General features: G+C 67.3%; 26 protein-coding genes and 1 riboswitch. Of the genes, 7 read left to right on the top strand and 19 right to left on the bottom strand.

All coding sequences use genetic code 11. The annotated features are described in order from the left end of the window. The first annotated feature begins 80 nt into the window (after positions 1–80). The 3 genes from ACFFU4_RS13140 (at position 81) to ACFFU4_RS13150 (ending at position 2,764) form a co-directional block, all read left to right on the top strand. Positions 81–593 (top strand): Lrp/AsnC family transcriptional regulator, encoded by a 513-nt coding sequence (locus ACFFU4_RS13140; RefSeq protein ID WP_377070225.1) that lies wholly within the window; start codon positions 81–83, stop codon positions 591–593. A gap of 189 nt (positions 594–782) precedes the next feature. After that, positions 783–1,940: a glycine cleavage T C-terminal barrel domain-containing protein gene (locus tag ACFFU4_RS13145; protein ID WP_377070226.1), complete on the top strand. Its 1,158-nt coding sequence runs from the start codon at positions 783–785 to the stop codon at positions 1,938–1,940. A 185-nt stretch (positions 1,941–2,125) separates the two neighbouring features. After that, positions 2,126–2,764, top strand: coding sequence for a sulfotransferase family protein (locus tag ACFFU4_RS13150; RefSeq protein WP_377070227.1), 639 nt, complete (start codon positions 2,126–2,128; stop codon positions 2,762–2,764). A 62-nt stretch (positions 2,765–2,826) separates the two neighbouring features. Here ACFFU4_RS13150 and trmB read toward each other — a convergent pair whose 3' ends face one another. The 9 genes from trmB to miaB form a co-directional block, all read right to left on the bottom strand. Next, complete coding sequence (gene trmB / locus ACFFU4_RS13155) at positions 2,827–3,540, bottom strand: tRNA (guanine(46)-N(7))-methyltransferase TrmB (RefSeq protein ID WP_377070228.1); 714 nt, start codon at positions 3,538–3,540, stop codon at positions 2,827–2,829. Between the two features lie 43 nt (positions 3,541–3,583). After that, positions 3,584–4,750, bottom strand: a complete 1,167-nt coding sequence (gene metK, locus ACFFU4_RS13160) for a methionine adenosyltransferase (protein ID WP_377070229.1) — start codon at positions 4,748–4,750, stop codon at positions 3,584–3,586. A 6-nt stretch (positions 4,751–4,756) separates the two neighbouring features. Further along, positions 4,757–4,804, bottom strand: a riboswitch (SAM-SAH riboswitch). Between the two features lie 38 nt (positions 4,805–4,842). Further along, positions 4,843–6,351 (bottom strand): apolipoprotein N-acyltransferase, encoded by a 1,509-nt coding sequence (lnt, locus tag ACFFU4_RS13165; protein ID WP_377070230.1) that lies wholly within the window; start codon positions 6,349–6,351, stop codon positions 4,843–4,845. Further along, entirely contained in the window at positions 6,344–7,231 is an 888-nt protein-coding gene (locus tag ACFFU4_RS13170; RefSeq protein ID WP_377070231.1) for a hemolysin family protein, read from the bottom strand. Before ACFFU4_RS13170 ends, lnt begins: the two co-directional genes overlap by 8 nt. Before the next feature lie 23 nt (positions 7,232–7,254). Continuing rightward, positions 7,255–7,764, bottom strand: a complete 510-nt coding sequence (ybeY, locus tag ACFFU4_RS13175) for an rRNA maturation RNase YbeY (RefSeq protein ID WP_377070232.1) — start codon at positions 7,762–7,764, stop codon at positions 7,255–7,257. A gap of 3 nt (positions 7,765–7,767) precedes the next feature. Next, entirely contained in the window at positions 7,768–8,769 is a 1,002-nt protein-coding gene (locus ACFFU4_RS13180) for a PhoH family protein (RefSeq protein ID WP_377070233.1), read from the bottom strand. A gap of 129 nt (positions 8,770–8,898) precedes the next feature. Continuing rightward, positions 8,899–9,204, bottom strand: a complete 306-nt coding sequence (locus ACFFU4_RS13185) for a hypothetical protein (RefSeq protein WP_377070234.1) — start codon at positions 9,202–9,204, stop codon at positions 8,899–8,901. Between the two features lie 13 nt (positions 9,205–9,217). After that, complete coding sequence (locus ACFFU4_RS13190; protein WP_377070235.1) at positions 9,218–9,799, bottom strand: OmpA family protein; 582 nt, start codon at positions 9,797–9,799, stop codon at positions 9,218–9,220. A gap of 165 nt (positions 9,800–9,964) precedes the next feature. Continuing rightward, positions 9,965–11,287, bottom strand: coding sequence for a tRNA (N6-isopentenyl adenosine(37)-C2)-methylthiotransferase MiaB (miaB, locus tag ACFFU4_RS13195; protein ID WP_377070236.1), 1,323 nt, complete (start codon positions 11,285–11,287; stop codon positions 9,965–9,967). Between the two features lie 111 nt (positions 11,288–11,398). On the opposite strand from miaB, the gene ACFFU4_RS13200 reads away from it, so the two are divergent. Then, entirely contained in the window at positions 11,399–12,274 is an 876-nt protein-coding gene (locus ACFFU4_RS13200; RefSeq protein ID WP_377070237.1) for a glycosyltransferase family protein, read from the top strand. A 7-nt stretch (positions 12,275–12,281) separates the two neighbouring features. On the opposite strand, the gene ACFFU4_RS13205 is transcribed toward ACFFU4_RS13200, so the two are convergent. The 7 genes from ACFFU4_RS13205 to ACFFU4_RS13235 form a co-directional block, all read right to left on the bottom strand. Beyond that, positions 12,282–13,589, bottom strand: coding sequence for a glycine cleavage T C-terminal barrel domain-containing protein (locus ACFFU4_RS13205; protein WP_377070238.1), 1,308 nt, complete (start codon positions 13,587–13,589; stop codon positions 12,282–12,284). An 83-nt stretch (positions 13,590–13,672) separates the two neighbouring features. Further along, on the bottom strand, positions 13,673–13,978 hold the full coding sequence (locus tag ACFFU4_RS13210) for a hypothetical protein (RefSeq protein WP_377070239.1): 306 nt from the start codon (positions 13,976–13,978) through the stop codon (positions 13,673–13,675). A gap of 73 nt (positions 13,979–14,051) precedes the next feature. Beyond that, positions 14,052–14,843 (bottom strand): enoyl-ACP reductase FabI, encoded by a 792-nt coding sequence (locus tag ACFFU4_RS13215; RefSeq protein WP_377070240.1) that lies wholly within the window; start codon positions 14,841–14,843, stop codon positions 14,052–14,054. Between the two features lie 7 nt (positions 14,844–14,850). After that, the gene (gene fabB / locus ACFFU4_RS13220) at positions 14,851–16,080 is read right to left on the bottom strand and encodes a beta-ketoacyl-ACP synthase I (RefSeq protein WP_377070241.1); all 1,230 of its coding nucleotides are present in this window, start codon (positions 16,078–16,080) and stop codon (positions 14,851–14,853) included. A 184-nt stretch (positions 16,081–16,264) separates the two neighbouring features. Then, a complete protein-coding gene (gene olsA / locus ACFFU4_RS13225) occupies positions 16,265–17,095 on the bottom strand; it encodes a lyso-ornithine lipid O-acyltransferase (protein WP_377070242.1) in 831 nt (276 codons plus the stop codon). Beyond that, complete coding sequence (olsB, locus tag ACFFU4_RS13230; RefSeq protein ID WP_377070243.1) at positions 17,092–17,859, bottom strand: L-ornithine N(alpha)-acyltransferase; 768 nt, start codon at positions 17,857–17,859, stop codon at positions 17,092–17,094. The genes olsA and olsB overlap by 4 nt, the downstream gene beginning before the upstream one ends. A 121-nt stretch (positions 17,860–17,980) precedes the next feature. Continuing rightward, positions 17,981–18,163: a DUF3553 domain-containing protein gene (locus ACFFU4_RS13235; RefSeq protein WP_377070244.1), complete on the bottom strand. Its 183-nt coding sequence runs from the start codon at positions 18,161–18,163 to the stop codon at positions 17,981–17,983. A gap of 26 nt (positions 18,164–18,189) precedes the next feature. Here ACFFU4_RS13235 and ACFFU4_RS13240 point away from each other — a divergent pair, with 26 nt between their 5' ends. Then, positions 18,190–18,816: a histidine phosphotransferase family protein gene (locus ACFFU4_RS13240; protein WP_377070245.1), complete on the top strand. Its 627-nt coding sequence runs from the start codon at positions 18,190–18,192 to the stop codon at positions 18,814–18,816. 140 nt (positions 18,817–18,956) lie between these two features. After that, entirely contained in the window at positions 18,957–19,994 is a 1,038-nt protein-coding gene (locus ACFFU4_RS13245; protein WP_377070341.1) for an AI-2E family transporter, read from the top strand. A 30-nt stretch (positions 19,995–20,024) separates the two neighbouring features. On the opposite strand, the gene ACFFU4_RS13250 is transcribed toward ACFFU4_RS13245, so the two are convergent. The 3 genes from ACFFU4_RS13250 to ACFFU4_RS13260 all read right to left on the bottom strand — a co-directional run bounded on the left by ACFFU4_RS13250 (position 20,025) and on the right by ACFFU4_RS13260 (position 22,782). Beyond that, positions 20,025–20,144 (bottom strand): entericidin A/B family lipoprotein, encoded by a 120-nt coding sequence (locus ACFFU4_RS13250; protein ID WP_377070246.1) that lies wholly within the window; start codon positions 20,142–20,144, stop codon positions 20,025–20,027. Positions 20,145–20,270: 126 nt separating this feature from the next. After that, positions 20,271–21,791 (bottom strand): aldehyde dehydrogenase, encoded by a 1,521-nt coding sequence (adh, locus tag ACFFU4_RS13255; protein ID WP_377070247.1) that lies wholly within the window; start codon positions 21,789–21,791, stop codon positions 20,271–20,273. Between the two features lie 109 nt (positions 21,792–21,900). After that, positions 21,901–22,782, bottom strand: coding sequence for a GAF domain-containing protein (locus ACFFU4_RS13260; protein WP_377070248.1), 882 nt, complete (start codon positions 22,780–22,782; stop codon positions 21,901–21,903). A 245-nt stretch (positions 22,783–23,027) separates the two neighbouring features. On the opposite strand from ACFFU4_RS13260, the gene ACFFU4_RS13265 reads away from it, so the two are divergent. After that, positions 23,028–23,213 carry a CTP synthetase gene (locus ACFFU4_RS13265; RefSeq protein ID WP_377070249.1) on the top strand — a complete coding sequence of 62 codons (186 nt, stop codon included), beginning with the start codon at positions 23,028–23,030 and terminating at the stop codon, positions 23,211–23,213. Positions 23,214–23,218 lie beyond the last annotated feature (5 nt).

Consider the following 23,218-nt stretch of genomic DNA (forward strand, 5'->3'; position numbering starts at 1 on the left):
CAAGCTATACCCTAAATCCTGTGCCAGAGTGGTCGCATGGGGCGTGCGGCATGGTCAGGCTCCCGCACGAAGGCGCATGGATGAAGAAGACCGGACTCGACGCGATTGATATCCGCATCCTCGGTGCCGTGCAGCGGCACGGGCAACTCAGCAAGACGCGGCTGGCCGAGATCGTCAGCCTGTCGCCCACGCCATGCTGGGCCCGGCTCGACCGGCTCAAGTCTGCGGGCTATATCCGCGGCTATCGCGGCGAGATCGCGCTGGAGCGGATCGTCGATTTCACCCGCGTGATCGTGACCGTCTCGCTCATCCATCACCGGCGGGCGGATTTCGACCGGTTCGAGGGACATGTCGCCACGCTCGACGAGATCACCGATTGCGTCGCCACCGGCGGCGGCATGGATTACATCATGACCATCTATGTCCGCAGCGTCGCCGCGTTCGAGACGCTGATGGCGGGCCTGCTCGATTCCGACCTCGGGATCGACCGCTACGTGACCTATTTCACCACCCGCACCGTCAAGCACACGGCCCCCGACCTCGCCAAGCTCGCCGCCATCCCGGCGGCCCGCCCCTCCGCCGACACCGGCTGATTCGGGCCGCGCGCGGGCGCGCGCCGCGACACAGGACCGTTTGGCCTGAACAGGGCCGGGAAAACAGCCCGCACGATCCTTGCGCGAGGATTCTTCAGACCACAGCCCCCCGGATGCTGCGTTACAAGCGCCGGTATCGCAACGCCGCGCGGCCCGGATGGCCGCCGATTGACAAGGGAGGCGACTGACATGGCGCAGATGAACGATTTCGGCTTCGGCACGCAAATACGCAAGTCACCGTATTTCGACGCGACCGTGCGCTGGGGGGCGCAGGGCTTCTCGGTGTACAACCACATGTATATCCCCCGCGATTTCGGCGACCCCGAGCAGAACTTCTGGACCCTCGTCAACGACGCGATCCTGTGCGACGTGGGTGTCGAGCGGCAGGTCGAGATCACCGGGCCGGACGCCGCGCGCTTCACGCAGATGCTGACACCGCGCGACCTGTCGGGCATGGCGGTGGGGCAGTGCAAATACGTGCTGATCACCAATGCCGAGGGCGGCATCCTCAACGATCCGATCTGCCTGCGGCTGGGCGAGAACCATTTCTGGCTGTCGCTCGCCGACAGCGACATCCTGCTCTGGGCGCAGGGCGTGGCGGTGCATTCGGGTATGGACGTGCAGATCACCGAGCCGGACGTGTCGCCGCTGCAATTGCAGGGGCCCAAATCGGGCGAGATCATGCGCGCGCTGTTTGGCGACGGGATCATGGACCTGCGCTATTACTGGTTCCGCGAGATGGAGCTTGACGGCATCCCGCTGATCGTGTCGCGCACCGGCTGGTCGAGCGAGCTGGGCTACGAGATCTACCTGCGCGACGGCGACTGGGGCGATGCGCTGTGGGAGCGGATCATGACCGCCGGGCTGCCCTTCGGGCTCAAACCGGGCCACACCTCGACCATCCGCCGCATCGAGGGCGGGATGCTCAGCTATCACGCCGATGCCGACATCCACACCAACCCTTACGAGCTGGGCCTCGACCGGCTGGTGAACGTCGACATGGAGGCCGACTTCATTGGCAAGTTCGCGCTCCGGCGCATCCGCGACAATGGCGTCGCGCGCAAGCAGGTGGGCCTGCGGCTGGGCGGCGCGCCGCTGTCGGGGCCGAACACCTGGTTCTGGCCGGTGAGCCACGCCGGCGAGACGGTGGGCAAGGTCACGTCGGCGATCTGGTCGCCGCGGCTGCAGCAGAACATCGCGCTGGCGATGGTCGGCATCGAACACGCCGGGCTGGGCGAATCGCTGGAGGTGCACACGCTGGCGGGCCCGGTGGAGGCCACGGTGGTCGACAAGCCCTTCTTCGACCCGAAAAAGCAGATCGCGGCAACCGGCGTGGCGACCGGCTGAGACCACGGAGCACCGGGGCATCGCGCGGCGCGCGGTGCCCTTGTCTTGTCGGGCGCACAGGGGGCCGGTGCCCGCCCGCGCGGCGGCAAGAGGTCAACACCGCCCCCGCTCGCTTGCTAATGCGCTAGGTCAATCCCGCCCTCTCGCGTATCCTGCCCGCGTTCCGCGTATCGGGAGACCACGGCATGTCCCTTCAGATCATCGGCTCGGGCTTCGGGCGCACCGGCACCATGTCCACCAAGCTTGCGCTGGAGGTGCTGGGCTTCGGCCCCTGCCACCACATGTACGAGGTGATGCAGCGCCCCGACCAACCGGCCCACTGGGCCGCCATCGCGCGCGGTGCGTCGGTGGACTGGCACGCGGTCTTCGCCGGGTTCCGGTCGCAGGTGGACTGGCCCGGCGCCGCCGTCTGGCCACAGACAATCCACGCCTTTCCCGACGCCAGGGTCATCCATACCGAGCGCCCGGAGGAGGAGTGGTGGCGCAGCTTCAGCACCACCATCAGCAAGTTCTTCGTGAACGCGCCCGCGATGGACCTGCCACCGCATATCCGCGACATCTTCGACACCATGTCCGGCTGGTTCCTGAAACAGACCTTCGCCGACCACACCGATCGCGACTGCGCCATCGCCGCCTACCGCGCCAACAACCGCGCGGTGCGCGAGACCGTCCCCGCCGACCGGCTTCTGGTCTTTCACGTTGCCGATGGATGGGGGCCGCTCTGCGATTTCCTGGGCCGGCCGGTGCCCGACACGCCGTTTCCCCGGTCCAACCCGCGCGACGAGTTCTGGGCGCATTTCGGCGGCGAGCCGGAATCGGGTTAACGCACCGCGCGCCGCCCGGCGCGAACCTTGCGGTTCGACGCGCGAACCTGCAGGTTCGCGGCTCAGATGCGGCGGAAGGTCAGGTAATGCGGCACCCGCCCCTCGCGCAGCGCCTTTTGCTCGTAACGCGTTGACATCCAGTCATTCCACGGCACCCGCCAATCGCCGGGCCGCTCCGCCAGCCACTCGAAGCCAAAGCGCGGCACCTGTTCGAGGCATTGGCGTACATAGTCGGGAATATCCGTGGCAACTCTAAAAATAGCACCTTTTTTCAGGCACTTGGAGAGCGGTGCTAAATGCTCTTCGGTGACGAAGCGGCGCTTGTGATGGCGCTTTTTCGGCCACGGATCAGGGTAAAGAAGGAAGGCGCGCGAGATCGACGCCTCGGGCAGAACATCAAACATGTTGCGGACATCACCCGGATAGACCGCAATATTTTGTGCCCCGGAGGCGCGGATCTTGCCCAGCAGCATGGCCACGCCGTTGATGTAGGGCTCGCACCCGACGATGCCCACATCCGGGTTGGCCACGGCCTGATGCACCATGTGCTCGCCGCCCCCGAAGCCGATCTCCAGCCAGACCTCACGACTTCCGAAATATTCTTTTAGATCAATGGGTTTCCGCTCTGGATTGACATCCCAACCGATCGAACCGGGCGACAGCCGGCCCAGGTCCTCGTCCAGCCACGCTTCCTGATTTGGGCGCAGCGCCTTGCCCTTGATGCGCCCGTGGAAATTGCGCCAGGGTGCGTCCTTGGGATAGCTACCGGTGGTCATTTCACCTATCGCCACACATTAGAAACATCTGGCAAGCCTTTGCTCAGACGTTATTTTTCAGCGCATCGACAAGGTCGGTCCGCTCCCAGCTAAAGCCGCCATCGGCCTCCGGCGCGCGTCCGAAATGGCCATAGGCAGCGGTGCGGGCATAGATCGGGCGGGTCAGTTGCAGGTGCTCGCGGATGCCGCGCGGGGTCAGGTCCATGACCTGACGGATGGCGTTTTCAACAGCCTCTTCAGGTACTTGGCCGGTTCCGTGCATATCGACATAGATGGATAGCGGCCGCGCCACACCGATCGCATAGCTCAGTTGCAGCGTGCACTTGTGCGCCAGCCCTGCCGCGACGATGTTCTTGGCCAGGTACCGCGCCGCGTAAGCCGCTGATCTGTCTACCTTTGTCGGGTCCTTGCCGGAAAACGCCCCGCCCCCGTGCGGAGCCGCGCCGCCATAGGTATCGACGATGATCTTGCGCCCGGTCAGCCCCGCATCGCCGTCCGGCCCGCCGATGACGAAGGTGCCGGTGGGGTTGACCCACCATTCGGTTTTATCCGTAAGCCATTGATTTGGAATGACATCCCTGATGTAGGGTTCGACGATGGCGCGGATGTCGTCGCTGGTCTGCGCCGCGTCGGTATGCTGCGTGGACAGCACGAGTTGCATCACCTCGACCGGCTCGCCATTCTCGTAGCGCAGCGTGAGCTGCGACTTGGCATCGGGGCCTAACGTCTTCTCTTTGCCCGATTTTCTCACGTCGGCCAGCCGTTTGAGGATGGCATGGGAATACAGGATCGGTGCCGGCATCAGCTCCGGCGTCTCGTCCACGGCAAAGCCGAACATGATCCCCTGATCACCCGCACCGTCGCGGTCCACCCCTTGCGCGATATGCGCCGACTGAGGATGAAGCATGTTATGTAACTGCAAGGTATTCCAGTGGAATTCGTCCTGCTCATACCCAATGTCGCGGACGCAATCGCGCACGATCCCGTCGATTCCGCCCATGAACTCCGCGAGGCGCGACTTGTCCGACAGCCCCACCTCGCCGCCGACCACCACGCAATTGGTGGTGGCAAAGGTCTCGCACGCCACCCGTGCGTTTTCCTCCTCGCTGAGGAAGGCGTCGAGCACCGCATCTGAGATCCGGTCACAGACCTTGTCGGGGTGCCCCTCCGAAACGGACTCGGAGGTAAAGAGGTAGTTCTGTCGGGACATGTGAAACGCTCCATTGGATACATCCGCCACGCCAGGAAGCCGTTGTGACGGGATTGACAGTGGGTAAGCCCGCAAGCCCCCGGCGTCAATCGCTAAATGCGCCGTGCGCGGCGCCTGTGCCGCCACAGCGACGACGCAAGCAGCACCGCGTAGAGTACCAGCATCGGCGCGTCGCCAAGCCGCGCATAGACGGTCTCGGGCAGCGGCGGCGGCAGCGCCGCATCGCGCCAGCCCGCCTCGCCCAAGGGCAAGCGCGCGGTCACGCGCCCGGTGGCGTCGATCATCGCCGAAACGCCGGTATTGGCCACCCGGATCATCGGCAGGCCAAGCTCGGCGCTGCGCAGCCGCGCCTGTGCAAGGTGTTGATAAGGGCCGGAAATCCGACCGAACCAGGCATCATTGGTGATGAGCAGCAGGAAATCGGGGCGCGCCGGGGCCGCAAGCAGGTCGCGCGCGAACACCCCCTCGTAGCAGATCAGCGGCAGCGCCTGCCCCAGCCCCGCGATCTCCACCAGCCGCGGGCCCGGCCCCGCCGAATAGCCCCGCCCCGCATTGGACGCCAGCCCCTGGATGCCGAACCGCGCCAGCGTGTCGCCGAACGGCATGTACTCGCCGAACGGCACGAGGTGGTGCTTGTCATAGACATCGCTGACCGTGCCGCCCGCCCCGATCACCGCCAGCGAATTGAAGATGCGCGCGCCCTCGGTGCGCTGAATGCCCAACACCACCGGCGCGCCGCGGGCCGCCTCCGCCACCGCCCCGAGCGTCGGCCCCGCGCGCTCCAGCAGCACCGGCACCGCCGTCTCCGGCCACACCACGAGATCGGGAGCCACAGCGCCCGCCGCCGAGAAGGCGCGCTGCCGGTCATAGAACATCTGCACCTTGTCGGGGTCCCATTTCTCGTGCTGCGGCGCGTTCGGCTGCACCAGCCGCACCACCGGCGCATCGGGCCCGGTCCCGGCCCCGGGCGTGAGCGCCGCGCCCAGCGGCCAGAGCGCGGCGACCGCGCCAAGCACCGCCGCCGCCGCCACCCGCGCCCCTGTCGCGAGATGCCAGAGCGCCGCTGCCGCCGCCAGCACCAGCACCAGCAGCCCCGGCGCGCCGATCCACGCGGCCCAGTGCAGCAGCGGTGTGTCGATCAGCGCGTGTCCCGGCTGCGCCCAGGGAAAGCCGGTGAAGAGCCACCCGCGCAGCGCCTCGGCCAACCCCAGCGCAGCGACAAAGGCCACGGCCCCATCCCCTGCCGCGCGCGCCAGCGCCAACGCCGCCCCCCAGAAGAGCCCGAGCCCCGCGGCAAGTCCCACAAGCGCGAACGGGGCCATCCAGCCATGCCGCGCGGCATCGACCATGAACGGCTCGGTGATCCAGTGAAGGGCCAGCAGGAAATGCCCGGTGCCCGCGCCCCAGCCGAGCCACGCCGCCGCGCGCCAGCCACCCGTCTGCCGCCACAGCCCGTAGACCAGCGCCAGCGCTGCCACGGTCAGTGGCCACAGCCCCCAGGGGGCCTGTCCCAGCGCCGCCAGAGCGCCAAGCCCGAGCACCAGGGCGGCCCGCGCGGGCCGCCCCATGCGGCCGGGCAGCGCGGCCAGGGTCTCACTCACCGGCGAGGCTCGGCACGCGCACGCGCACCCGCTTGATCCGGCGCGGATCGGCCTCGACCACCTCAAGGCTCGCACCGGTGGGATGCTCGATCACCTCGCCGCGCGCGGGCACCCGGCCCAGCAGCATGAAGACCAGCCCGCCCAGCGTGTCGATCTCTTCCTCGTCGACCTCGTCGGTGTCGGTCAGCGACAGGCCGATCTCCGCCTCGAACTGATCCAGCGGCGTCTTGGCGGCGGCGAGGTAGCTGCCCGGCCCTTCCTTGTGCCAGTAGGCGTCGTCGTCGGTGTCGTGCTCGTCCTCGATCTCGCCCACCACCTGTTCGATCAGATCCTCGATGGTCAGGAGGCCGTCCACGCCGCCGTATTCGTCGATCACCAGCGCCATGTGCCGCCGCTCGGCCTGCATCTTCTGCATCAGCACCCCGATCGGCATCGACGGCGGCACGTAGAGCAGCGGACGCAGCATCGGCCGGATCGCCAGCCGCGCCCCCTTGCCGTTGAACCCGTGCTTGAGGGCGAAATCCTTGAGATGGATCATGCCCAGAGGCGTGTCGAGCGTGCCCTCGTAGACCGGCAGCCGCGACATGCCACTCTCGCGAAACACCTGCACGAGGTCGGCGAGGCTGATATCCACGGGCACGGCGACGATCTCGGCGGTTGGAATGGCCACGTCCTCGACCGTGACATCGCGCAACCGATCGACGCCGAAGATCGCAGCCCCCGATCCGTCGGGCACCTCGTCCTCCGCGTCCTCTTCGTCACCGTGGTTGAAAATGCCGATAACCCGGCGAAAGAATCCGCCCGTCTCGTCGCTCTCGGTTCGGCCCTCGGGCTGCGCGCTCCGCGCCGCGCCAGATGATCCTTCTATGCTCTCGTCCATCCGTCTCGTCTCAGGTGGTGGGGTCAGTGCGCCCCGTCATGCGCAGTATATGGGTCAGGAACCCCCAGCTTGCCAAGTATCGCGATCTCGGTTGCTTCCATGAGCGTGGCATCCGGGTCACGGATGTGGTCATAGCCCAAGAGGTGCAACACCGCGTGCACCACCAGATGGGTAACGTGGTCGGCCAGCGGGCGACCCGCCCCCGCGGCCTCGCGCGCGCAGGTCTCCCAGGCGATGGCGATATCACCGAGAAAGGGCTCCACGCCCGGTTCGGGCGGGACGGGGCGGGCTCCGGGCGCCTCCGGTGCCAGGTCCTCGGCGGGCCAGCTCAGCACATTTGTGGCGGCAGGCTTGCCCCGGAAATCGGCGTTGAGGGCCATGATGCGCGAATCGTCGCAGGCCAGCAGGCTGATCTCCCATAGCTCCGGGTCGATGCCGAGATGGCCGAGCGCGGCCTCTGCGGCGCGCGGGGCCAGGTCCTCCAGCCCCGCCGCGTGCCAGCGGGCATCCTCGACGATCACCTCCATCGGCATGGCTCAGCCATCGGCCTCGTAGGCCTCGATGATCGCCGCCACCAGCGGGTGGCGCACCACGTCGCGCGCCGAGAAGTAGTTGAAGCTGATCTGCGGGATGGACCCCAGCAGCCGCTCGGCATCCGCAAGCCCCGAGGGCACGCCGCGCGGCAGGTCGATCTGCGTGCGGTCGCCGGTGATGACCATGCGACTGCCCTCGCCCAGCCGGGTCAGGAACATCTTCATCTGCATAGAGGTGGCGTTCTGCGCCTCGTCCAGCACCACGAAGGCATTCGACAGCGTGCGTCCGCGCATGAACGCCAGCGGCGCGATCTCGATGCGCTTTTCCTCGATCAGCTTGGCCAGTTGCTTGCCCGGCAAGAAATCGTTCAGCGCGTCGTAGAGCGGCTGCATGTAGGGGTCGACCTTGTCCTTCATGTCGCCGGGCAGATAGCCCAGCTTCTCGCCCGCCTCGACCGCGGGACGCGCCAGGATGATGCGGTCGACATGCCCCTCTATGAACATGTTCACGCCGACGGCCACGGCAAGATAGGTCTTGCCGGTGCCCGCGGGCCCGATGCCAAAGGCCAGCTCGTTCGCGTAGAGCGATTTCACATAGGCCTTTTGCGCATCGGTGCGTGGCTCGATCAGTTTCTTGCGGGTACGGATCTCCACCGCGCCGCCCTTGAACATCTCCAGTTGATCGCCATCGAGCGCGCCGCTGTCCGCGTCGTCGGCCCCCATCCGCAACTCACGGTCCACATCGGCGAATTCCACGTCCTTGCCGCCCTCGAGCCGGGCGTAGAGCGCGTTGAGCACACCGGTTGCCTCGGCGGTCGGGGCCTCCTCGCCCAGCACGGCAAGCAGGTTGCCGCGCCGCACGATCTGCACGCCGAGAACGCGCTCGATCTCGGCGAGATTCCGGTCGTATTCGCCGCACAGGTCGATCAGCAGCTTGTTGTCGGGAAATTCGACCGCCGTCTCGTGAAGCGATTCGGGGGCGGGGGGCGATGCGGTGTTACCCAATCAGGTCTCCCAGGATCAGAGTTGCCGCCCGAGCGTGCCAAGATGTGCCGCCGGGCGCAAGCGACAAGCGCGTGACGGGCGCGAGACCGCCCGGCCCCGCGCCCGCGCCGATGTGCGGCATTGTCACGGTCAGAGCGGATCGGAAATGTTGCTGCCGTCCTTGAACGGCCCCGTTGCCACCGTGGGCGGTGCCGCCCCCGAGCAGACCGGCTTGCCGTACTTGTCGAGCCGCTGCGACAGATATCCTTCGACCCCGTCGTCGATGATCCAGTGATCGCAGCCGTTGGGATCGACCCAGATACCGGCCCGCAACTGGCTCAGATGCTTCTTGTCGGTGCCGCGGTCCTGTGTCTTGTCCGGCCCCACGCCTCCGTGGCCACAAGCCGAAAGCAGCCCGATCACCGGCAGGGCGAATGCGATCCTGAAAACTGTCATGTCAAATATCCCCTCAGCGCCAGCACATGATCTCGACGCGGCGATTCTGCGCCATACCGTCGGCGGTGTTGTTCGACGCCTTGGGCTGGCGCTCGCCGTAGCCGCGCACATCCGCGATGCGCGCCCCCATGCTACGCGCGACCGACGCCACCGAATTGGCGCGGCGATAGGACAGGCGCATGTTGTATTCGTCTGCGGCGCGGCTGTCGGTATGGCCGACGATGGTGTAGGACACGGCCTCCGTCTGCTGAAAGAACTCGCGCAGCCGCTGCTTGCCCGAGGGATGGATGCGCGCGCTGTCGGTGGCAAAGAGCGTGTCGGTGTTGACGGTGCCGCACAGGTTGGCCTCGCGGCAGACGGGGATGCCCTGGCGGTTGACATGCGGGCTCATATAACCCTCGGCCCCGTCATCCATCACCCAGTGTTCGCAGCCGTCGGGATCGACCCAAATGGTCGGAACATAGCGCTCGCCGATAACGGTGCGCTGACCCTGCTGCGCGCTTGCCGGCCCGGCCAGAGCCGACATGCCAAGCGCCAGCGCAGCGGCACCGCCCGCCGCCCGGCACAGTATCCCGGATATCCTGCTTGTCACCATCTCAGCCCCCCATCCGCACAATCCCGCGCCCGGACAGACGCGACCTTTGTCAAATCACTGACAAGTTTATCCGATTTCCACTCCATGTGAAGCGAATTTCACCAGATATTGTGGACAGATGGGAAACAATGCCCAACGCGCCGCAATCGTGCCACAATCGCGGCGCTACGCGACGATCCGTCCGGCCAGCGAATTGGCCCCGCTCTCGACGATCTCGACCTGCGCCAGATCGCCCGCCCCGAGCCCCGCATCGGCGACATGCACCGCGTGCAGGTGGTCGGACTTGCCAACCATCTGTCCCGGCAACCGTCCCGGTTTCTCGAACAGCACGCCCACGGTGCGGCCCACCATCGCGTCCTGCACCGCGCGCTGCTGCCGGGTGATGAGGTCCTGCAGCCGGTGCAGCCGATCGGCCTTGACGTCCTCGTCCACCTGGCCGCGCTCGGCGGCGGGGGTGCCAGGGCGCGTGGAATACTTGAACGAAAACGCCTGCCCGTAACCCACGGCCTCGATCAGGTCGAGCGTGGCCTGGAAATCGTCCTCGGTTTCCTCGGGAAAGCCGGTAATGAAATCGCCCGAGATGAGGATATCGGGCCGCGCCGCGCGGATCCGCTCGATCAGGCGGATATAGCCCTCGGCGGTGTGCTTGCGGTTCATCCGCTTGAGAATGCGGTCGCTGCCCGACTGCACCGGCAGGTGCAGATAGGGCATCAGCTTGGCGCACGCCCCATGCGCCGCGATCAGGTCGTCGGTCATGTCGTTGGGGTGGCTGGTGGTAAAGCGGATGCGCTCCAGCCCGTCGATGTCGTCGAGGGCCCAAATGAGCCGCGCGAGGCTCCAGTCCCCGCCCTCTCCGGCCCCATGATAGGCGTTGACGTTCTGCCCCAGCAGGGTGATCTCGCGCACCCCGCGCTCCACCAGATCGCGCGCCTCTTCCAGCACGCGCGACGCCGGACGGCTCACCTCGGACCCGCGCGTATACGGGACCACGCAGAAGGCGCAGAACTTGTCGCAGCCCTCCTGCACGGTCAGGAACGCGGTCGGGCCGCGCTTCGCCTTGGGACGATGCCGCAGCGTGTCGAACTTGTCATCAGCCGGGAAATCGGTGTCGAGCGCGGTTTCGCCGGCGCGCACCCGCGCCTCCATCTGCGGCAAGCGGTGATAGCTCTGTGGCCCCACCACCAGATCGACCAGAGGCTGCCGGCGCATGATCTCCTCGCCCTCGGCCTGCGCCACGCAGCCCGCCACGCCGATCTTCAGATCGGGATTGTCGGCCTTCAGGCTGCGCAACCGGCCCAGTTCGGAATAGACCTTCTCGGCGGCTTTTTCGCGGATATGGCAGGTGTTGAGCAGGATCATGTCGGCCTCCTCGGGACGGTCGGTCCCGACATAGCCCGCCCCGCCCATGGCCTCGGCCATGCGCTCGCTGTCATAGACGTTCATCTGACAGCCATAGGTGCGGATATAGAGCTTTTTCGGATCGGCCATGCGCCCGGCTCCTGCATCAGAGGTCTCGACCGGCTCCTACATCAGGGCACGCCCCTCTTGCAATGCCCGCCGGTTTTGCCGACCCTGCACCGAAACGGGCAGGACAGACACATGACGGCAGCCACGCTCAAGCAATTCCTGGCCGCGCCCGGCACCGCGCTTGCGAAGGGGCCCGTGGCGATGATCTTCGCCGAGGACGAGACCGAGATCGACTCGACCCTGCGCCACCATCTCGACCTCGGGTTCCGCTCGGTGCTGCTGTTCGCGCCCGACGCCTTTGCCACCGCGCCGGATGTGATCTCCGAGCCGACAGTCCGCCGGATCCGCTTCGACACCGCCAGCGGCGACGATCCCATCGCCGCCGTCAATGCGGTTGCCGCAGCCGCACCGGGCCGGTGGATGTATTACTGCTACAATGCCGAATACCTGTTCTACCCGTTCTGCGAGACGCGCACGATTGGTGATCTGCTTACCTTCCACACCGAGGAACGGCGCGACGCGATGCTCACCTACGTGATCGACCTCTACGCACCCGATCTCGGGCGCCACCCCGATGCCGTCTCTCTCGAAGAGGCGCAACTCGACCGGTCGGGCTATTACGCGCTGGGGCGGCCAGACCCCGGCAACCACAACCACCCCAGGGAGCGCCAGCTCGATTTTCACGGCGGGCTGCGCTGGCGGTTCGAGGAGCACATCCCCCCCGACCGTCGCAAGATCGACCGCATAGCGCTGTTTCGCGCTCAGCCCGACGTCACGCTGCGCGCCGATCACACTTTTTCGGACGAGGAATACAACACCTACGCCTGCCCCTGGCACAACAGCCTGACGGCGGCCATCGCTTCCTTCCGCACCGCCAAGGCGCTCAAGAGCAACCCCGGCTCGACCTTCGACATCGCCACCTTCACCTGTCACAATTCGGTGCCCTTCGAATGGCACTCGCGCCAGTTGCTCGATCTCGGGCTGATCGAGCCGGGGCAGTGGTTCTGACCGGCGCTCAGGATCCGCCGTCTTTCCGGCGCTCGCGCGCGCTGGGATGGGCCGAGGCCACGAACGGCACCTCCGACACGATCGCCGAGACCGACCTTCCCGAGGTTTCCTGATACATCTCCGGCAGTTCCACCCGCAGCCGCGTGCCGATGCCCGACTTGTCCCACGGCACAAAGGCCAGGGCGATGTTCTGCTCCAGGTCGGGCGAATACCACGGTGAGGTGACATAACCGCAGCGCAGATCATCCTCGTCGGCGACCAGCCAGAAATCCGGCGCGTAATCGGTGATCGGCTTGCCGCCCATCTTGAGCCCCACCAGCTTGAGCGCGAACGGGTAGCGCCCCGCCTCGATCTCGTCGCGCTGCGCCTCGAGCGCGGGTTTGCCGATGTAGTCGGCGCTCTTGTGGCGCGGCACCTGGTAGGCGAGGTTGACCTGAAACGGCGAGGTTTCGGCATCCATGTCCTGCCCCCAGGACAGGATGCCCGCCGCGATACGGCGGTGATGGCCCGGCGCGATCACCCGCAGGCCGTAATGCGCCCCGATCCCGCGCAGCGCGTACCACACGCGCTCGGCGGTCTGCGAGGCATTGCGGACATAGATCTCGTATCCCTTCTCGCCACTGAACCCAGTCTGGCTGATGACCACCGGACAGCCCTCGATCTGCGCCTCCATCAGCCCGTAATAGGGAATGTCGCGCAGCCCCTCACCCAGCAGATCGGCCATCAGATCCTCCGACAACGGCCCCTGCACCTGCAACGGGGCCACGTCCAGCTCGCGGATATCGACATCCCAGCGCCGGGGCGTGTTGACCCCCTGCAACCACAGCATCAGGTCGCTGTCGGAGATCGAGAACCAGAATTCATCCTCGGCCAGCCGCAACAGCACCGGATCGTTGAGGATACCGCCCCGGTCGTTGCACAGGATGCAGTATTTGCCGTGCATCGGCGCGATGCAGGTGGCGTCACGGGTGATGACGGTGTTGACGAAATCCTCCGCGTCGGGACCCTTGACCCGGATCTGCCGCTCCACCGCGACGTTCCACAGGGTCACGCCGTTGACCAGCGCGCGGTATTCGGCCATCGCCCCGCCATCCTCGGGCCTTGCATATCCGCGCGGGTGGTACATGCGGTTATAGACCGTTGCGCGCCACGCCCCCGCCTCGATCGACAGGTGCCAGAACGGCGATTTGCGCACGCGGGTGGAAATCAGCATCTGCACGGGGGTGGGACCGGATTGGCGCAGGTTCGCGGGGACCGTGCGGTCCGACTGATCCACGCCCGGCACGTTCGGGTGGGTGCGGTTCATCTGTGTCATGCCCTCAAGATGGGCATTTTCGCGTCGTGATCAACACATGCCGCGATCACGGGCGCGTGGCGTGGCCCGCCCCGCGTGCCGCCTCAGGGTGACAACACCTCGACGATCCACCCCGAGACGCCCGCCCCCTTGTAGGGAGAGATGCGACCAGCCCAGGCCAGCCGCCGCCCGGCCCCCGCCGTGCGCTCCAGCATGGCCTGCGCATGGGCGACGGTCGCCTGCATCCGCGCGTGCAGCGAGGGCGACAACCGCGGCTCCTGCCAGATCGCGACCCCGAGACAGGCCAGCAGCGCCAGCCGCACCGGCCAGGCCCAGAGTCGCGCGCGCCGTGCGCGCGCGGCGCGTCTATCCGCCCGGGGCGGCGCGATATCGGGGAATGGCATCGCCATCGCGAAACATTGCCACCGGACGGTGGCGGAAATGCGGCGAAAAGACGGCACCGGAACGGCGCGGGGGTGGCGCTCAGAGGTTCTCGGCCTGTGGCATCCCCAGAACATGGTAACCGCAATCAATATGGATGATCTCGCCACTGGTGCACGCCCCGGCGTCCGAGGCAAGCCAGACCGCCGTGCCGCCGATCGCCTCCAGCGTGGCATTCGCGCGCATCGGCGCGTTCATCTCCGTGTGCTTGAAGGTCTTGCGCGCACCCCCGATCGCCGCGCCCGCCAGCGTCTTCATCGGGCCGGGGCTAAGCGCGTTGACGCGGATGCCGTCGGGGCCGAGATCGTTGGCGAGGTAACGCGTCGTCGCCTCCAGCGCGGCCTTGGCCACGCCCATGACATTGTAATTCGGGACCACCTTGTTCGACCCCTGATAGGTCAGGGTCAGCAGGCATCCGCCATTCGCCTTCATCATCGGATAGGCGCGCCGCGCCACCTCGATGAAGGAATAGGTCGAGATATCGAGCGAATGCTTGAAATTCGCGCGGGAGGTGTTGAGGAACCGCCCGGTCAGCTCCGACTTGTCCGAATAGGCGATGGCATGGACCACGAAATCAATCGTCGGCCAGCGCCCGGCCAGCGTGCCGAACGCCGCTCCGAGCGACTCGTCGTCGGTCACGTCCACGTCGAGAAGCAGGTCGGACCCGAGGCTTTCGGCCAGCGGGGCCACGCGCTTGCCGAACGCCTCGCCCTGGTAGGTAAAGGCCAGCTCTGCCCCCGCCGCGCGCATCTCGCGGGCGATCCCCCAGGCGATCGACCGATCATTGGCCACCCCCATGATCAGCCCGCGCTTGCCCTGCATCGAAATCGTCATCTGCCCGTCATCCGTGATACTTGCTCAGCAGCATGGCCCCGTTGGTGCCGCCAAAGCCGAAACTGTTGGTCATCACCGTGTCGAGCCCGGCCGCGTCCACCCGTGCGGTGGCGATCTCGCCCGCGTCGAGCGCGGGGTCGAGCGTCTCGACATTGATCGACGGGATGATGAAATCGTGCTCGAGCGCCAGCAGGCAGTAGATTGCCTCCTGCGCGCCGGTGGCCCCCTGGCTGTGGCCGGTCATCGACTTGGTCGAGCTGATGGGGGGCGTCGTGCCGTGCCCGAAGATGCGGCGCACCGCCTCGACCTCGCCCACGTCGCCCACCGGGGTGGATGTACCATGCGCGTTGATATAGCTCACCGCGCGGCCCTCGGGCAGCGTCGAGAGCGCCAGCCGCATCGCCCGCTCGCCGCCCTCACCCGAGGGCGCGACCATATCCTCGCCGTCCGAGGTGGCCCCGTAGCCGGTGATCTCGGCATAGATCTTCCCGCCACGCGCCAGCGCGTGGTCGCGATCCTCCAGCACCACGATGCCGCCGCCGCCCGAGATCACGAACCCATCGCGATCGGCGTCGAACGCGCGGCTGGCGCGTGCCGGATCGTCGTTGAACTTCGATGACATCGCGCCCATCGCGTCGAACAGGCACGACAGCGTCCAGTCCAGTTCCTCGCCGCCGCCGGCGAACATCACGTCCTGCTTGCCCATCATGATCTGCTCGGCAGCGTTGCCGATGCAGTGCAGCGAGGTCGAGCAGGCCGAGGTGATGGAGTAGTTGATGCCCTTGATCCGGTGCGCGGTGCACAGATTGGCCGAGATCGTCGAGCACATGGTCTTGGGCACGGCGAACGGCCCGACGCGCCGCGTGCCGCCGGACTTGAGCACCGTCTGGTGCGCCTGCAACATGGCCGAGGTCGATGGCCCGCCCGAACCGGCGATCAGCCCGGTGCGCGGGTTGACGATATCGGCCTCCTCCAGCCCCGAATCGGCGATGGCCTGCTCCATGGCGATATGGGCATAGGCAGCACCCGGCCCCATGAACCGCAGCGTGCGCTTGTCGACATGCGCGGCGATGTCGATATTGATCGCGCCCGCCACCCGACTGCGAAAGCCGTGCTCGGCCATCGCGTCATCCGCGACGATCCCCGATCGCCCCTCCCGCAGCGAGGCCAGAACCTCCTCGGCGTTGTTGCCGATGCTGGAGACGATTCCCAGCCCGGTCACCACGACTCGACGCATCGCCGCCCTCCTTCGTTGCGCTCCCGCCTTGTGTAGGACAGCCCGGTATGGGGGGCAAGCGGTTAGCGGCGCACGGCAAAGACGGTTTCGCCCGGAATGCCCTGTTGCGGATCATGAGCGCAAGGCGATGCGCCGCGCCGGGCCATTATACCGACCGTCCGCACCGGGCCAGTCCGCCCCCTCTTCACACCCCGCGCCGGTCCTCCGGCATCCCCGCCCGCACCGCCGCCTCGCAAGCGGCGGCCAGCGCCTTGCGTCCCTCGCCGAGCGGCACGGGAGTGTGGCACACCACGCGCACCCGCCCCTGCCGCGGCATCCCCAGAACCGTCAGCAGGTGGCTTGCGAACGCCATGTCCCCCCACCAGCCGTAGACGCGCGGGTCGGTGCCCTCGGGGGCCTCGTAGACCAGCGTGACGGGCTGCACCCGCGCCCCGTCCAGCCCCGTGCCGGGGGCGCAGAGCGCCTCGAACAGCGTCGTCTTGAACGGGCGCACGCGCATCCCGTCGGTGCTCGTGCCCTCGGGAAAGAACAACAACCGCTGCCCCGCCGCCAGCCGCGCCTGCAAGAGCGCCGTGTGCGCCCTCGCCGCGCGCGGGTCGCGGGTGATGAACACCGTGCCGACCAGCCGCGCCAGGAACCCGATGCCGGGCCAGCCCGCCACCTCGGCCTTGGACACGAAATACACCCGTTTGCGCGCATTGAGAGCGAAGATGTCGAGCCATGAGACATGGTTTGCCACCACCGCACCGGGCCCCTCCATCGGCGTGCCCGCCACCTCGTGCGCGATCCGCAGGATGACCAGCACCCGGCGGCACACCCACACGGTGACCGGCTGCGTCCACGGCCGCGCCATGCCGTGCACCGGCCGCTCCACCGGCCGCAGCAGCAGCGTCGCCAGTACCCCCGCCCCGATCACCAGCGCGATGCGCGCCCCGCGCCACGCCACCCGCCGCCAGTGCCCCGGGGCGCGGGCGACTGCGGGCCGGGGCGCGGGCGAGTGCCAAGTGACGCTCATCCGTCGCCGCCGCGCGTGTAGAGCGCGCGCTGGCGCGCGCTCAGCAGCGCGGTATCCATGACCAGGCACACATCGGTGGTGTTGAACGCATGATCGACATAGGCCCCCTCGCCCACGCAGCCTCCCAGCCGCAGATAGGCCTTGATCAGCGCCGGCACGGCGCGCATCGCCGCGAACCGGTCCACATCGGTCTCCGCCACCAGGTCCATCGGCTGGAAATGCCCTTCCCGCGCCCGCACCCGCAGCGCGGGCGGCGCGAGATGACGGTGATGGAGCAACGACAAAGGCTGCGCCAGCGCGCCCACATCGGTGCCGTGAAAGCTCGCCACACCGAACAGCACCTCGATCCCGTGCCGCTCGACATAGCGCGCCAGCCCCTGCCACAGTTGATAGAGCGCCTCGCCGCCGCGATAGGGGCGCGCCACGCAGGACCGGCCCAGCTCCAGCAGCCGCCGCCCGCTCGCGCGGAGCGGCGCGAGGTCGTACTCGTCCTCGGAATAGAACTGCCCGGCGCGCGCCGCGCCCTCCTCGCGCAGCAGACGGTAGACGCCCACCACGGCACCCGCGCGGCTCAGATCGCGCAGGATCAGATGGTCGAAGACCGGGTCGAAGCGGTCGCGTTCCAGCCGTGCGGCGTGATCCACAAGCGGCCCGTCGCCACCCAGTTCCTCGACGAAAACCTCGTAGCGTAGCCGTTGCGCGGCCTCGATATCGGCGGGGTCATGCGCAAGCTCGGCACGGAATCGGGGGGCATGTCCGGTCATCGGCCTCGTCTCTGATGCGGCTGCAAGGCTTCTACGCAGCCGCGCCCCGGGTTGCAACGCGGTGCTGGCCCGTTTGCACCGCCCGTGATATCAACCGGTGTTAACCCTTTGCTAACCGCGATCAGCCATCAAGGACCGGCAACAGTGTCACGCGGTTGCCGTCGATCACCACCTTGCCCTCTTCGCGAAAGTTCACCGTGATGCGCCCGCCGATATTCGACTGCACCTGCCCCACACCCCAGTCGGGGCGGTCGGGGTTCTCCACCAGCATCCCCGGCTCCAGCAGCGCGTTGAGATCCGTCATGTCCTGCCCCCTGCCCGACCGAAGCCATGCCGCCGGATGACCCCGACATCACGGCCCTCACAGGCTCGCGCATCTGCCACGATCTCGCAAGCCCCGTCGGCGCGGCGCTCACCGGGCTCGATTTCCTTTCGGGCGCGCCCGGCACCGCCGACCCCGGGGTGATGGCGCTCCTGCGCGACAGCCTGACCGGCGCGCGCGCCACGCTCGAAATGCTGCGCACGGCCTTCGGACGGGCGGGCACGGGCGCGGCGCGCGATGCCGCCTCCCTCGGAGCGACGGCGCGCGGCCACCTCGCCGCGCGCCCCCGGCTGCAGTTCGATTGGGCGCTGGACGGCCCACTCACACCGGCAACCGAACAGCACCTGGCCCTTGCGATCCTGTGCGCCGCCCACGCGCTGCCGCGCGGCGGCACGCTGGCAGTGGCGCGCAGCGCGCAGGACGTCCGCGTCACCGTCACAGCCGGGGGCGATCTCACTGCCGATCCTGCGCTGTGGGACGGGCTGGCGGACCAGTCGGCCCTGCCCGCCCCCGACCCCCGGCAGGTGGAGTTTCACCTGCTGGCCGCGCATATCGCGCGCGGCAATGCCCGGATCACGGTCACCCGCGACGCGCAAAACGTCGCGATCGTCCTGTCGACGCCCGCGCAAGATTGATCTTCCCCGGTTTTTCCCGATATTGAGGGTAAACCGCCCGATCAGCCGACAAGCGAGCGCCCGCCCAAGTGACCAAGCCCCGCCCCCTCCGCACCGAGACGCAGGATTTCCAGCGCGTGCGCACCGTCGCACAGATCATCATGGCGTTTGCCGTGGTGCTGTTCCTGCTGGTGCAGGCACGGTTCCTGCTCATTTCTCTGGCCACGGCGATCATCCTTTTCAGCCTCACCTCCGACGCGATCAATTCCATCGCGCGGGTACGCATCGGCCCGGCGCGCATCCCCAACTGGCTGGCCAGCCTCACGGCGCTGGTGATGATCTCCTCGGCGCTGCTCAGCCTGTCGGCGATCATCCTGGCGCAGGCCAACACGGTGCTCTCGACCACCATCGCCTATGCCGACCGCGCCCCCGAGGCGCTGGCCGCAGCGGTGGCGTGGCTCGGCCCGCAGGCGGAGACGGCGGTGCGGCAGGCGGTGGCCACCTTCGACGTCGCGGGCTATCTGCGCACCATCGCCGGACAGGCGGGCAGCCTGATGCAGGGCACGGTGCTGGTGATCCTCTTCGTGGGCTTTCTTTTCGCCGAGCGGGTGTGGTTCGACACCAAGCTCGAAAGCCTGCTGGGAGACCGCGCACAGGCCGAGCGCGCGGGCCGCATCATCGGTTCGATCATCCACCGGGTGAACCACTACCTGCTGGTCAAGACGCTGGTCAGCGCGGTCACGGGGGGGATGGTCTACGGCGTGGCGCGCTTCTTCGAGCTCGATCTCGCCGGGGCGCTGGGCATCCTCACCTTCGTGCTAAACTACATCCCCGCCATCGGCTCGATCGTGGCCACGGTACTGGTGGCGCTGGTGGCCTTCGTGCAACTGGGCAGCGGCCCGGTCACGCTGGGTATCTTTGCCATCACCGGCGCGATCCAGTTCCTCAACGGCAACATCATCGACCCGATGCTGATGGGTCGCGCGCTCAGGGTGTCGTCATTTGGCATCATCATCAGCCTCGCCTTCTGGGGCGCGGTCTGGGGCATACCGGGAATGTTTCTCGCGGTGCCGATCATGGTGGGCGCGATGATCGTGTTCAGCCACCTGCCGGGGCTGCGGCCGATCGCGGTGCTCTTGTCGCGCGAGGGCCTGCCCGAGACCGAGGACGAGCTCGACGCGCCGCGTCCGGCCGCCTGAGCCCGCGCGCTCCGCGCGCGCGGCGACGGCTCAGTCCGCCGCCTGCTCCACGGCACGCCCGGCATTTTGCAGGTCGCGCCCCGCCCCCTGCACCGTCTCGCACGCCGCCAGCGCCATGCAGGCCAGCAACCCGATCGTCAGCCGTTTCATCCCGCAGTCTCCCTTTTTTGTCGCCACATCCATACAACGCTGGCCAACCGGTCGCAAACGTCATCGCACACATGCCGAAAGGCCGCCGGGTTTCCCCGACGGCCAGCACTCGTTGCGCTTACAGCCTCAGAAAAACCCGAGCTTGTTGGGGTTGTAGCTGACCAGCATGTTCTTGGTCTGCTGGTAGTGGTCGAGCATCATCTTGTGGTTCTCGCGCCCGACGCCCGACTGCTTGTAGCCGCCAAAGGCCGCATGCGCCGGATAGGCGTGGTAGTTGTTGACCCAAACACGCCCCGCCTCGATCGCGCGACCAAAGCGATAGGCGCGGCTGCCGTCGCGGGTCCAGACCCCGGCGCCGAGGCCGTACATCGTGTCATTGGCGATCGCCAACGCCTCGGCCTCGTCCTTGAAGGTGGTGACGCTGACCACGGGGCCGAAGATTTCTTCCTGGAAGACCCGCATCTTGTTGTGGCCTTTCAGGATCGTGGGCTGCACGTAATAGCCGCCCGAGAGGTCCCCGTCGAAGCGCGCGGCCTCGCCGCCGACCAGAACCTCGGCCCCCTCTTCGACACCGATGGTCAGGTAGGACATGATCTTGTCCTGCTGCTCGGCGCTTGCCTGCGCGCCCACCATCGTCTCGGGGTCGCGCGGATCGCCCTGCTTGATCGCCTTCACGCGGGCGATGCAGCGGGTGATGAACTCCTCGTAGATATCCTCCTGAATGAGCGCGCGGCTCGGGCAGGTGCACACCTCGCCCTGATTGAAGGCAAAGAGCACGAAGCCCTCGACCGCCTTGTCGAGGAATGCGTCGTCCTGCGCCATCACGTCGGAAAAGAAGATGTTGGGCGACTTGCCGCCCAGTTCCAGCGTGACGGGAATAAGGTTCTCGTTCGCGGCCTGCATGATCTTACGCCCGGTCTCGGTCGAGCCGGTAAAGGCGATCTTGGCGATGCGCGGCGATCTCGCCAGCGGCGCCCCCACCTCGGCCCCCAGACCGTTGACGATGTTCAGCACACCCGCAGGCAAAAGATCGTTTATCAACTCGGCCAGCACCATGATCGCGGCAGGGGTCTGCTCGGCGGGCTTGAGCACGATGCAATTGCCCGCCGCCAGCGCCGGCGCGAGCTTCCACGCCGCCATCAGGATCGAGAAATTCCACGGGATGATCTGTCCCACGACGCCCAGCGGCTCGTGGAAGTGATAGGCGACCGTGTCATGGTCGATCTCGGACATGGTGCCTTCCTGCCCGCGCAGCACGCCCGCAAAATAGCGAAAATGATCGACCGCCAACGGAATGTCGGCGGCCATCGTCTCGCGAATGGGCTTGCCGTTGTCCCATGTCTCGGCCAGCGCGATAAGCTCCAGATTGGCCTCCATCACATCGGCGACCTTCAGCAGGATGTTCGACCGTTCGGTGGCGGATGTCCGCCCCCAGGCCTCTTTCGCGGCATGGGCGGCATCGAGCGCCAGATCCACATCCGCCGCGTCCGAGCGCGCCACCTCGCACACGACCGCGCCGGTGATCGGGGTGATGTTGTCGAAATAGCGCCCGTTCACGGGGGGCACGAACGCGCCGCCGATGAAATTGTCGTAACGGGTCTTGAACGGCGCGCCCTGCTGGCCCGCCACCTGTGTCATCTCGTTCATTGGGTTTCCTCCGGTTGTCCCCCGGTCCTCCGCCGGGGAATGAGGCTACCCTGCACACCACAGCACCCCGCGTCACCCCATGCGCGGAGGACGGGCGGGCGCACCTGTCTCAGTCCTGAGACAGGTCGCCAGTGCTTTCGTTGAGACCCAGCCGTTTCATCCGCCGATAGAGCGTCGCGCGCCCGATCCCGAGCGCGCGCGCGGCCTCCGAGACATTGCCCCCGGCCCGCGCCAGCGCCCGAATCACCGCCGCGCGCTCGGCCTTCTCAAAGCCGCGCGGCCCGTCCTCGCGGCCGAAAATGTCGCTTGCAGGCACCGGGCGGATCGCCGCCGCCTGCCCCAGACCGAACGCCTTGCGCGCGGCGCGCGTGGCCCCCACGACGATATCGTCGCCATCGACGGCCAGCAGCATCGCCGCCTCGCTGTCGTCGTGATCGGCATAGAGGATACGCGCGCGCGGATAGGCGGCGCGGAAATTGTCGGCCTCGATCTGCCGCGCGGTCTGCGCCACCATCGCGCCGATCAGCCGGTTGAACGCCTCGGTCTGATCCGACCGCGCCGAGGACACGTCAAGCGCCGCCATGATCCGCCCGTCGGCCCCGTAGATCGGCGCATCCATGCAGCTCATCGCGGTGTTGCGCGCAAGAAAATGCTCGTCACGGTGGATGATGACGCGGCGGTCCTCGGCGATGCAGGTGCCGATCCCGTTGGTGCCCTCGGCGGCCTCGGACCAGTCGGCCCCCTGCCACAGACCCCAATCGTCGAAGATCGACGCATCTCCCTCGGCGCAGCGCTGATCCAGCACCACCCCCTCGGCGTCGGTCAGCAGCACGGCACAGCCCGAATGGCCCAGCAGACCGAAAAGTTGATCCAGCTTCGGCGCGGCCACTTGCAGGAACTGCTCCAGCCCCACCTGCCGCTGCCGCAACTCGGCCGCCTCCACCCGCTCGGGCGCGCGCCGCTCGGCGGGGTCCAGCCCATGCGTGAGCATCGAGCGCCGCCAGGACGCCACCACCCGCGACCGCGCCGGGGCTGAGGCCGACTGCGACTGTTCGAGGACCTTGTCGATATGGTTGCGCTTGTCGGTGATGGGGCGTCTCCCGCATATCGCTATCCGACAAGGATACCTCGCGCGGCCCGTGCCTGCAAATCCGGACTATCGTGACCCAGATCAAGGTGCCCGCGCGAAACCGCGACTAACAATCGCCGCAACGATCCTCAGACCCGGAGGGGCCCATGCTGCGCCTTGGTTTCATCCTGCATCTCTTCATCGGCTCCACCCTCGCGGGCTCTGCCGTCATCGCCGCGCTCGTGATCGGGCAGGATACGCTGATCCCGATCCTGATCGCCGCGGCACTCGGTTTCGTCGCGGCTTTTCCGGTGACCTATGTGGTGACGAAAAAGCTCTGGGAGAATGGCTGACCGCC

It is taken from the genome of Roseovarius ramblicola (assembly GCF_042430665.1).
Classification (GTDB): Bacteria; Pseudomonadota; Alphaproteobacteria; order Rhodobacterales; family Rhodobacteraceae; genus Roseovarius; species Roseovarius ramblicola.

Bases quoted from the DNA above. Each gene is read 5' to 3' on its own strand.
- ACFFU4_RS13140 (WP_377070225.1), top strand. From the start codon at position 81: ATGAAGAAGACCGGACTCGACGCGATTGATATCCGCATCCTCGGTGCC.
- ACFFU4_RS13145 (WP_377070226.1), top strand. From the start codon at position 783: ATGGCGCAGATGAACGATTTCGGCTTCGGCACGCAAATACGCAAGTCA.
- ACFFU4_RS13150 (WP_377070227.1), top strand. From the start codon at position 2,126: ATGTCCCTTCAGATCATCGGCTCGGGCTTCGGGCGCACCGGCACCATG.
- trmB (WP_377070228.1), bottom strand. From the start codon at position 3,540: ATGACCACCGGTAGCTATCCCAAGGACGCACCCTGGCGCAATTTCCAC.
- metK (WP_377070229.1), bottom strand. From the start codon at position 4,750: ATGTCCCGACAGAACTACCTCTTTACCTCCGAGTCCGTTTCGGAGGGG.
- ACFFU4_RS13170 (WP_377070231.1), bottom strand. From the start codon at position 7,231: ATGGACGAGAGCATAGAAGGATCATCTGGCGCGGCGCGGAGCGCGCAG.
- ybeY (WP_377070232.1), bottom strand. From the start codon at position 7,764: ATGCCGATGGAGGTGATCGTCGAGGATGCCCGCTGGCACGCGGCGGGG.
- ACFFU4_RS13185 (WP_377070234.1), bottom strand. From the start codon at position 9,204: ATGACAGTTTTCAGGATCGCATTCGCCCTGCCGGTGATCGGGCTGCTT.
- ACFFU4_RS13190 (WP_377070235.1), bottom strand. From the start codon at position 9,799: ATGGTGACAAGCAGGATATCCGGGATACTGTGCCGGGCGGCGGGCGGT.
- miaB (WP_377070236.1), bottom strand. From the start codon at position 11,287: ATGGCCGATCCGAAAAAGCTCTATATCCGCACCTATGGCTGTCAGATG.
- ACFFU4_RS13200 (WP_377070237.1), top strand. From the start codon at position 11,399: ATGACGGCAGCCACGCTCAAGCAATTCCTGGCCGCGCCCGGCACCGCG.
- ACFFU4_RS13205 (WP_377070238.1), bottom strand. From the start codon at position 13,589: ATGACACAGATGAACCGCACCCACCCGAACGTGCCGGGCGTGGATCAG.
- ACFFU4_RS13210 (WP_377070239.1), bottom strand. From the start codon at position 13,978: ATGGCGATGCCATTCCCCGATATCGCGCCGCCCCGGGCGGATAGACGC.
- ACFFU4_RS13215 (WP_377070240.1), bottom strand. From the start codon at position 14,843: ATGACGATTTCGATGCAGGGCAAGCGCGGGCTGATCATGGGGGTGGCC.
- fabB (WP_377070241.1), bottom strand. From the start codon at position 16,080: ATGCGTCGAGTCGTGGTGACCGGGCTGGGAATCGTCTCCAGCATCGGC.
- olsA (WP_377070242.1), bottom strand. From the start codon at position 17,095: ATGAGCGTCACTTGGCACTCGCCCGCGCCCCGGCCCGCAGTCGCCCGC.
- olsB (WP_377070243.1), bottom strand. From the start codon at position 17,859: ATGACCGGACATGCCCCCCGATTCCGTGCCGAGCTTGCGCATGACCCC.
- ACFFU4_RS13235 (WP_377070244.1), bottom strand. From the start codon at position 18,163: ATGACGGATCTCAACGCGCTGCTGGAGCCGGGGATGCTGGTGGAGAAC.
- ACFFU4_RS13240 (WP_377070245.1), top strand. From the start codon at position 18,190: ATGCCGCCGGATGACCCCGACATCACGGCCCTCACAGGCTCGCGCATC.
- ACFFU4_RS13245 (WP_377070341.1), top strand. From the start codon at position 18,957: ATGGCGTTTGCCGTGGTGCTGTTCCTGCTGGTGCAGGCACGGTTCCTG.
- ACFFU4_RS13250 (WP_377070246.1), bottom strand. From the start codon at position 20,144: ATGAAACGGCTGACGATCGGGTTGCTGGCCTGCATGGCGCTGGCGGCG.
- adh (WP_377070247.1), bottom strand. From the start codon at position 21,791: ATGAACGAGATGACACAGGTGGCGGGCCAGCAGGGCGCGCCGTTCAAG.
- ACFFU4_RS13260 (WP_377070248.1), bottom strand. From the start codon at position 22,782: ATGCTCACGCATGGGCTGGACCCCGCCGAGCGGCGCGCGCCCGAGCGG.
- ACFFU4_RS13265 (WP_377070249.1), top strand. From the start codon at position 23,028: ATGCTGCGCCTTGGTTTCATCCTGCATCTCTTCATCGGCTCCACCCTC.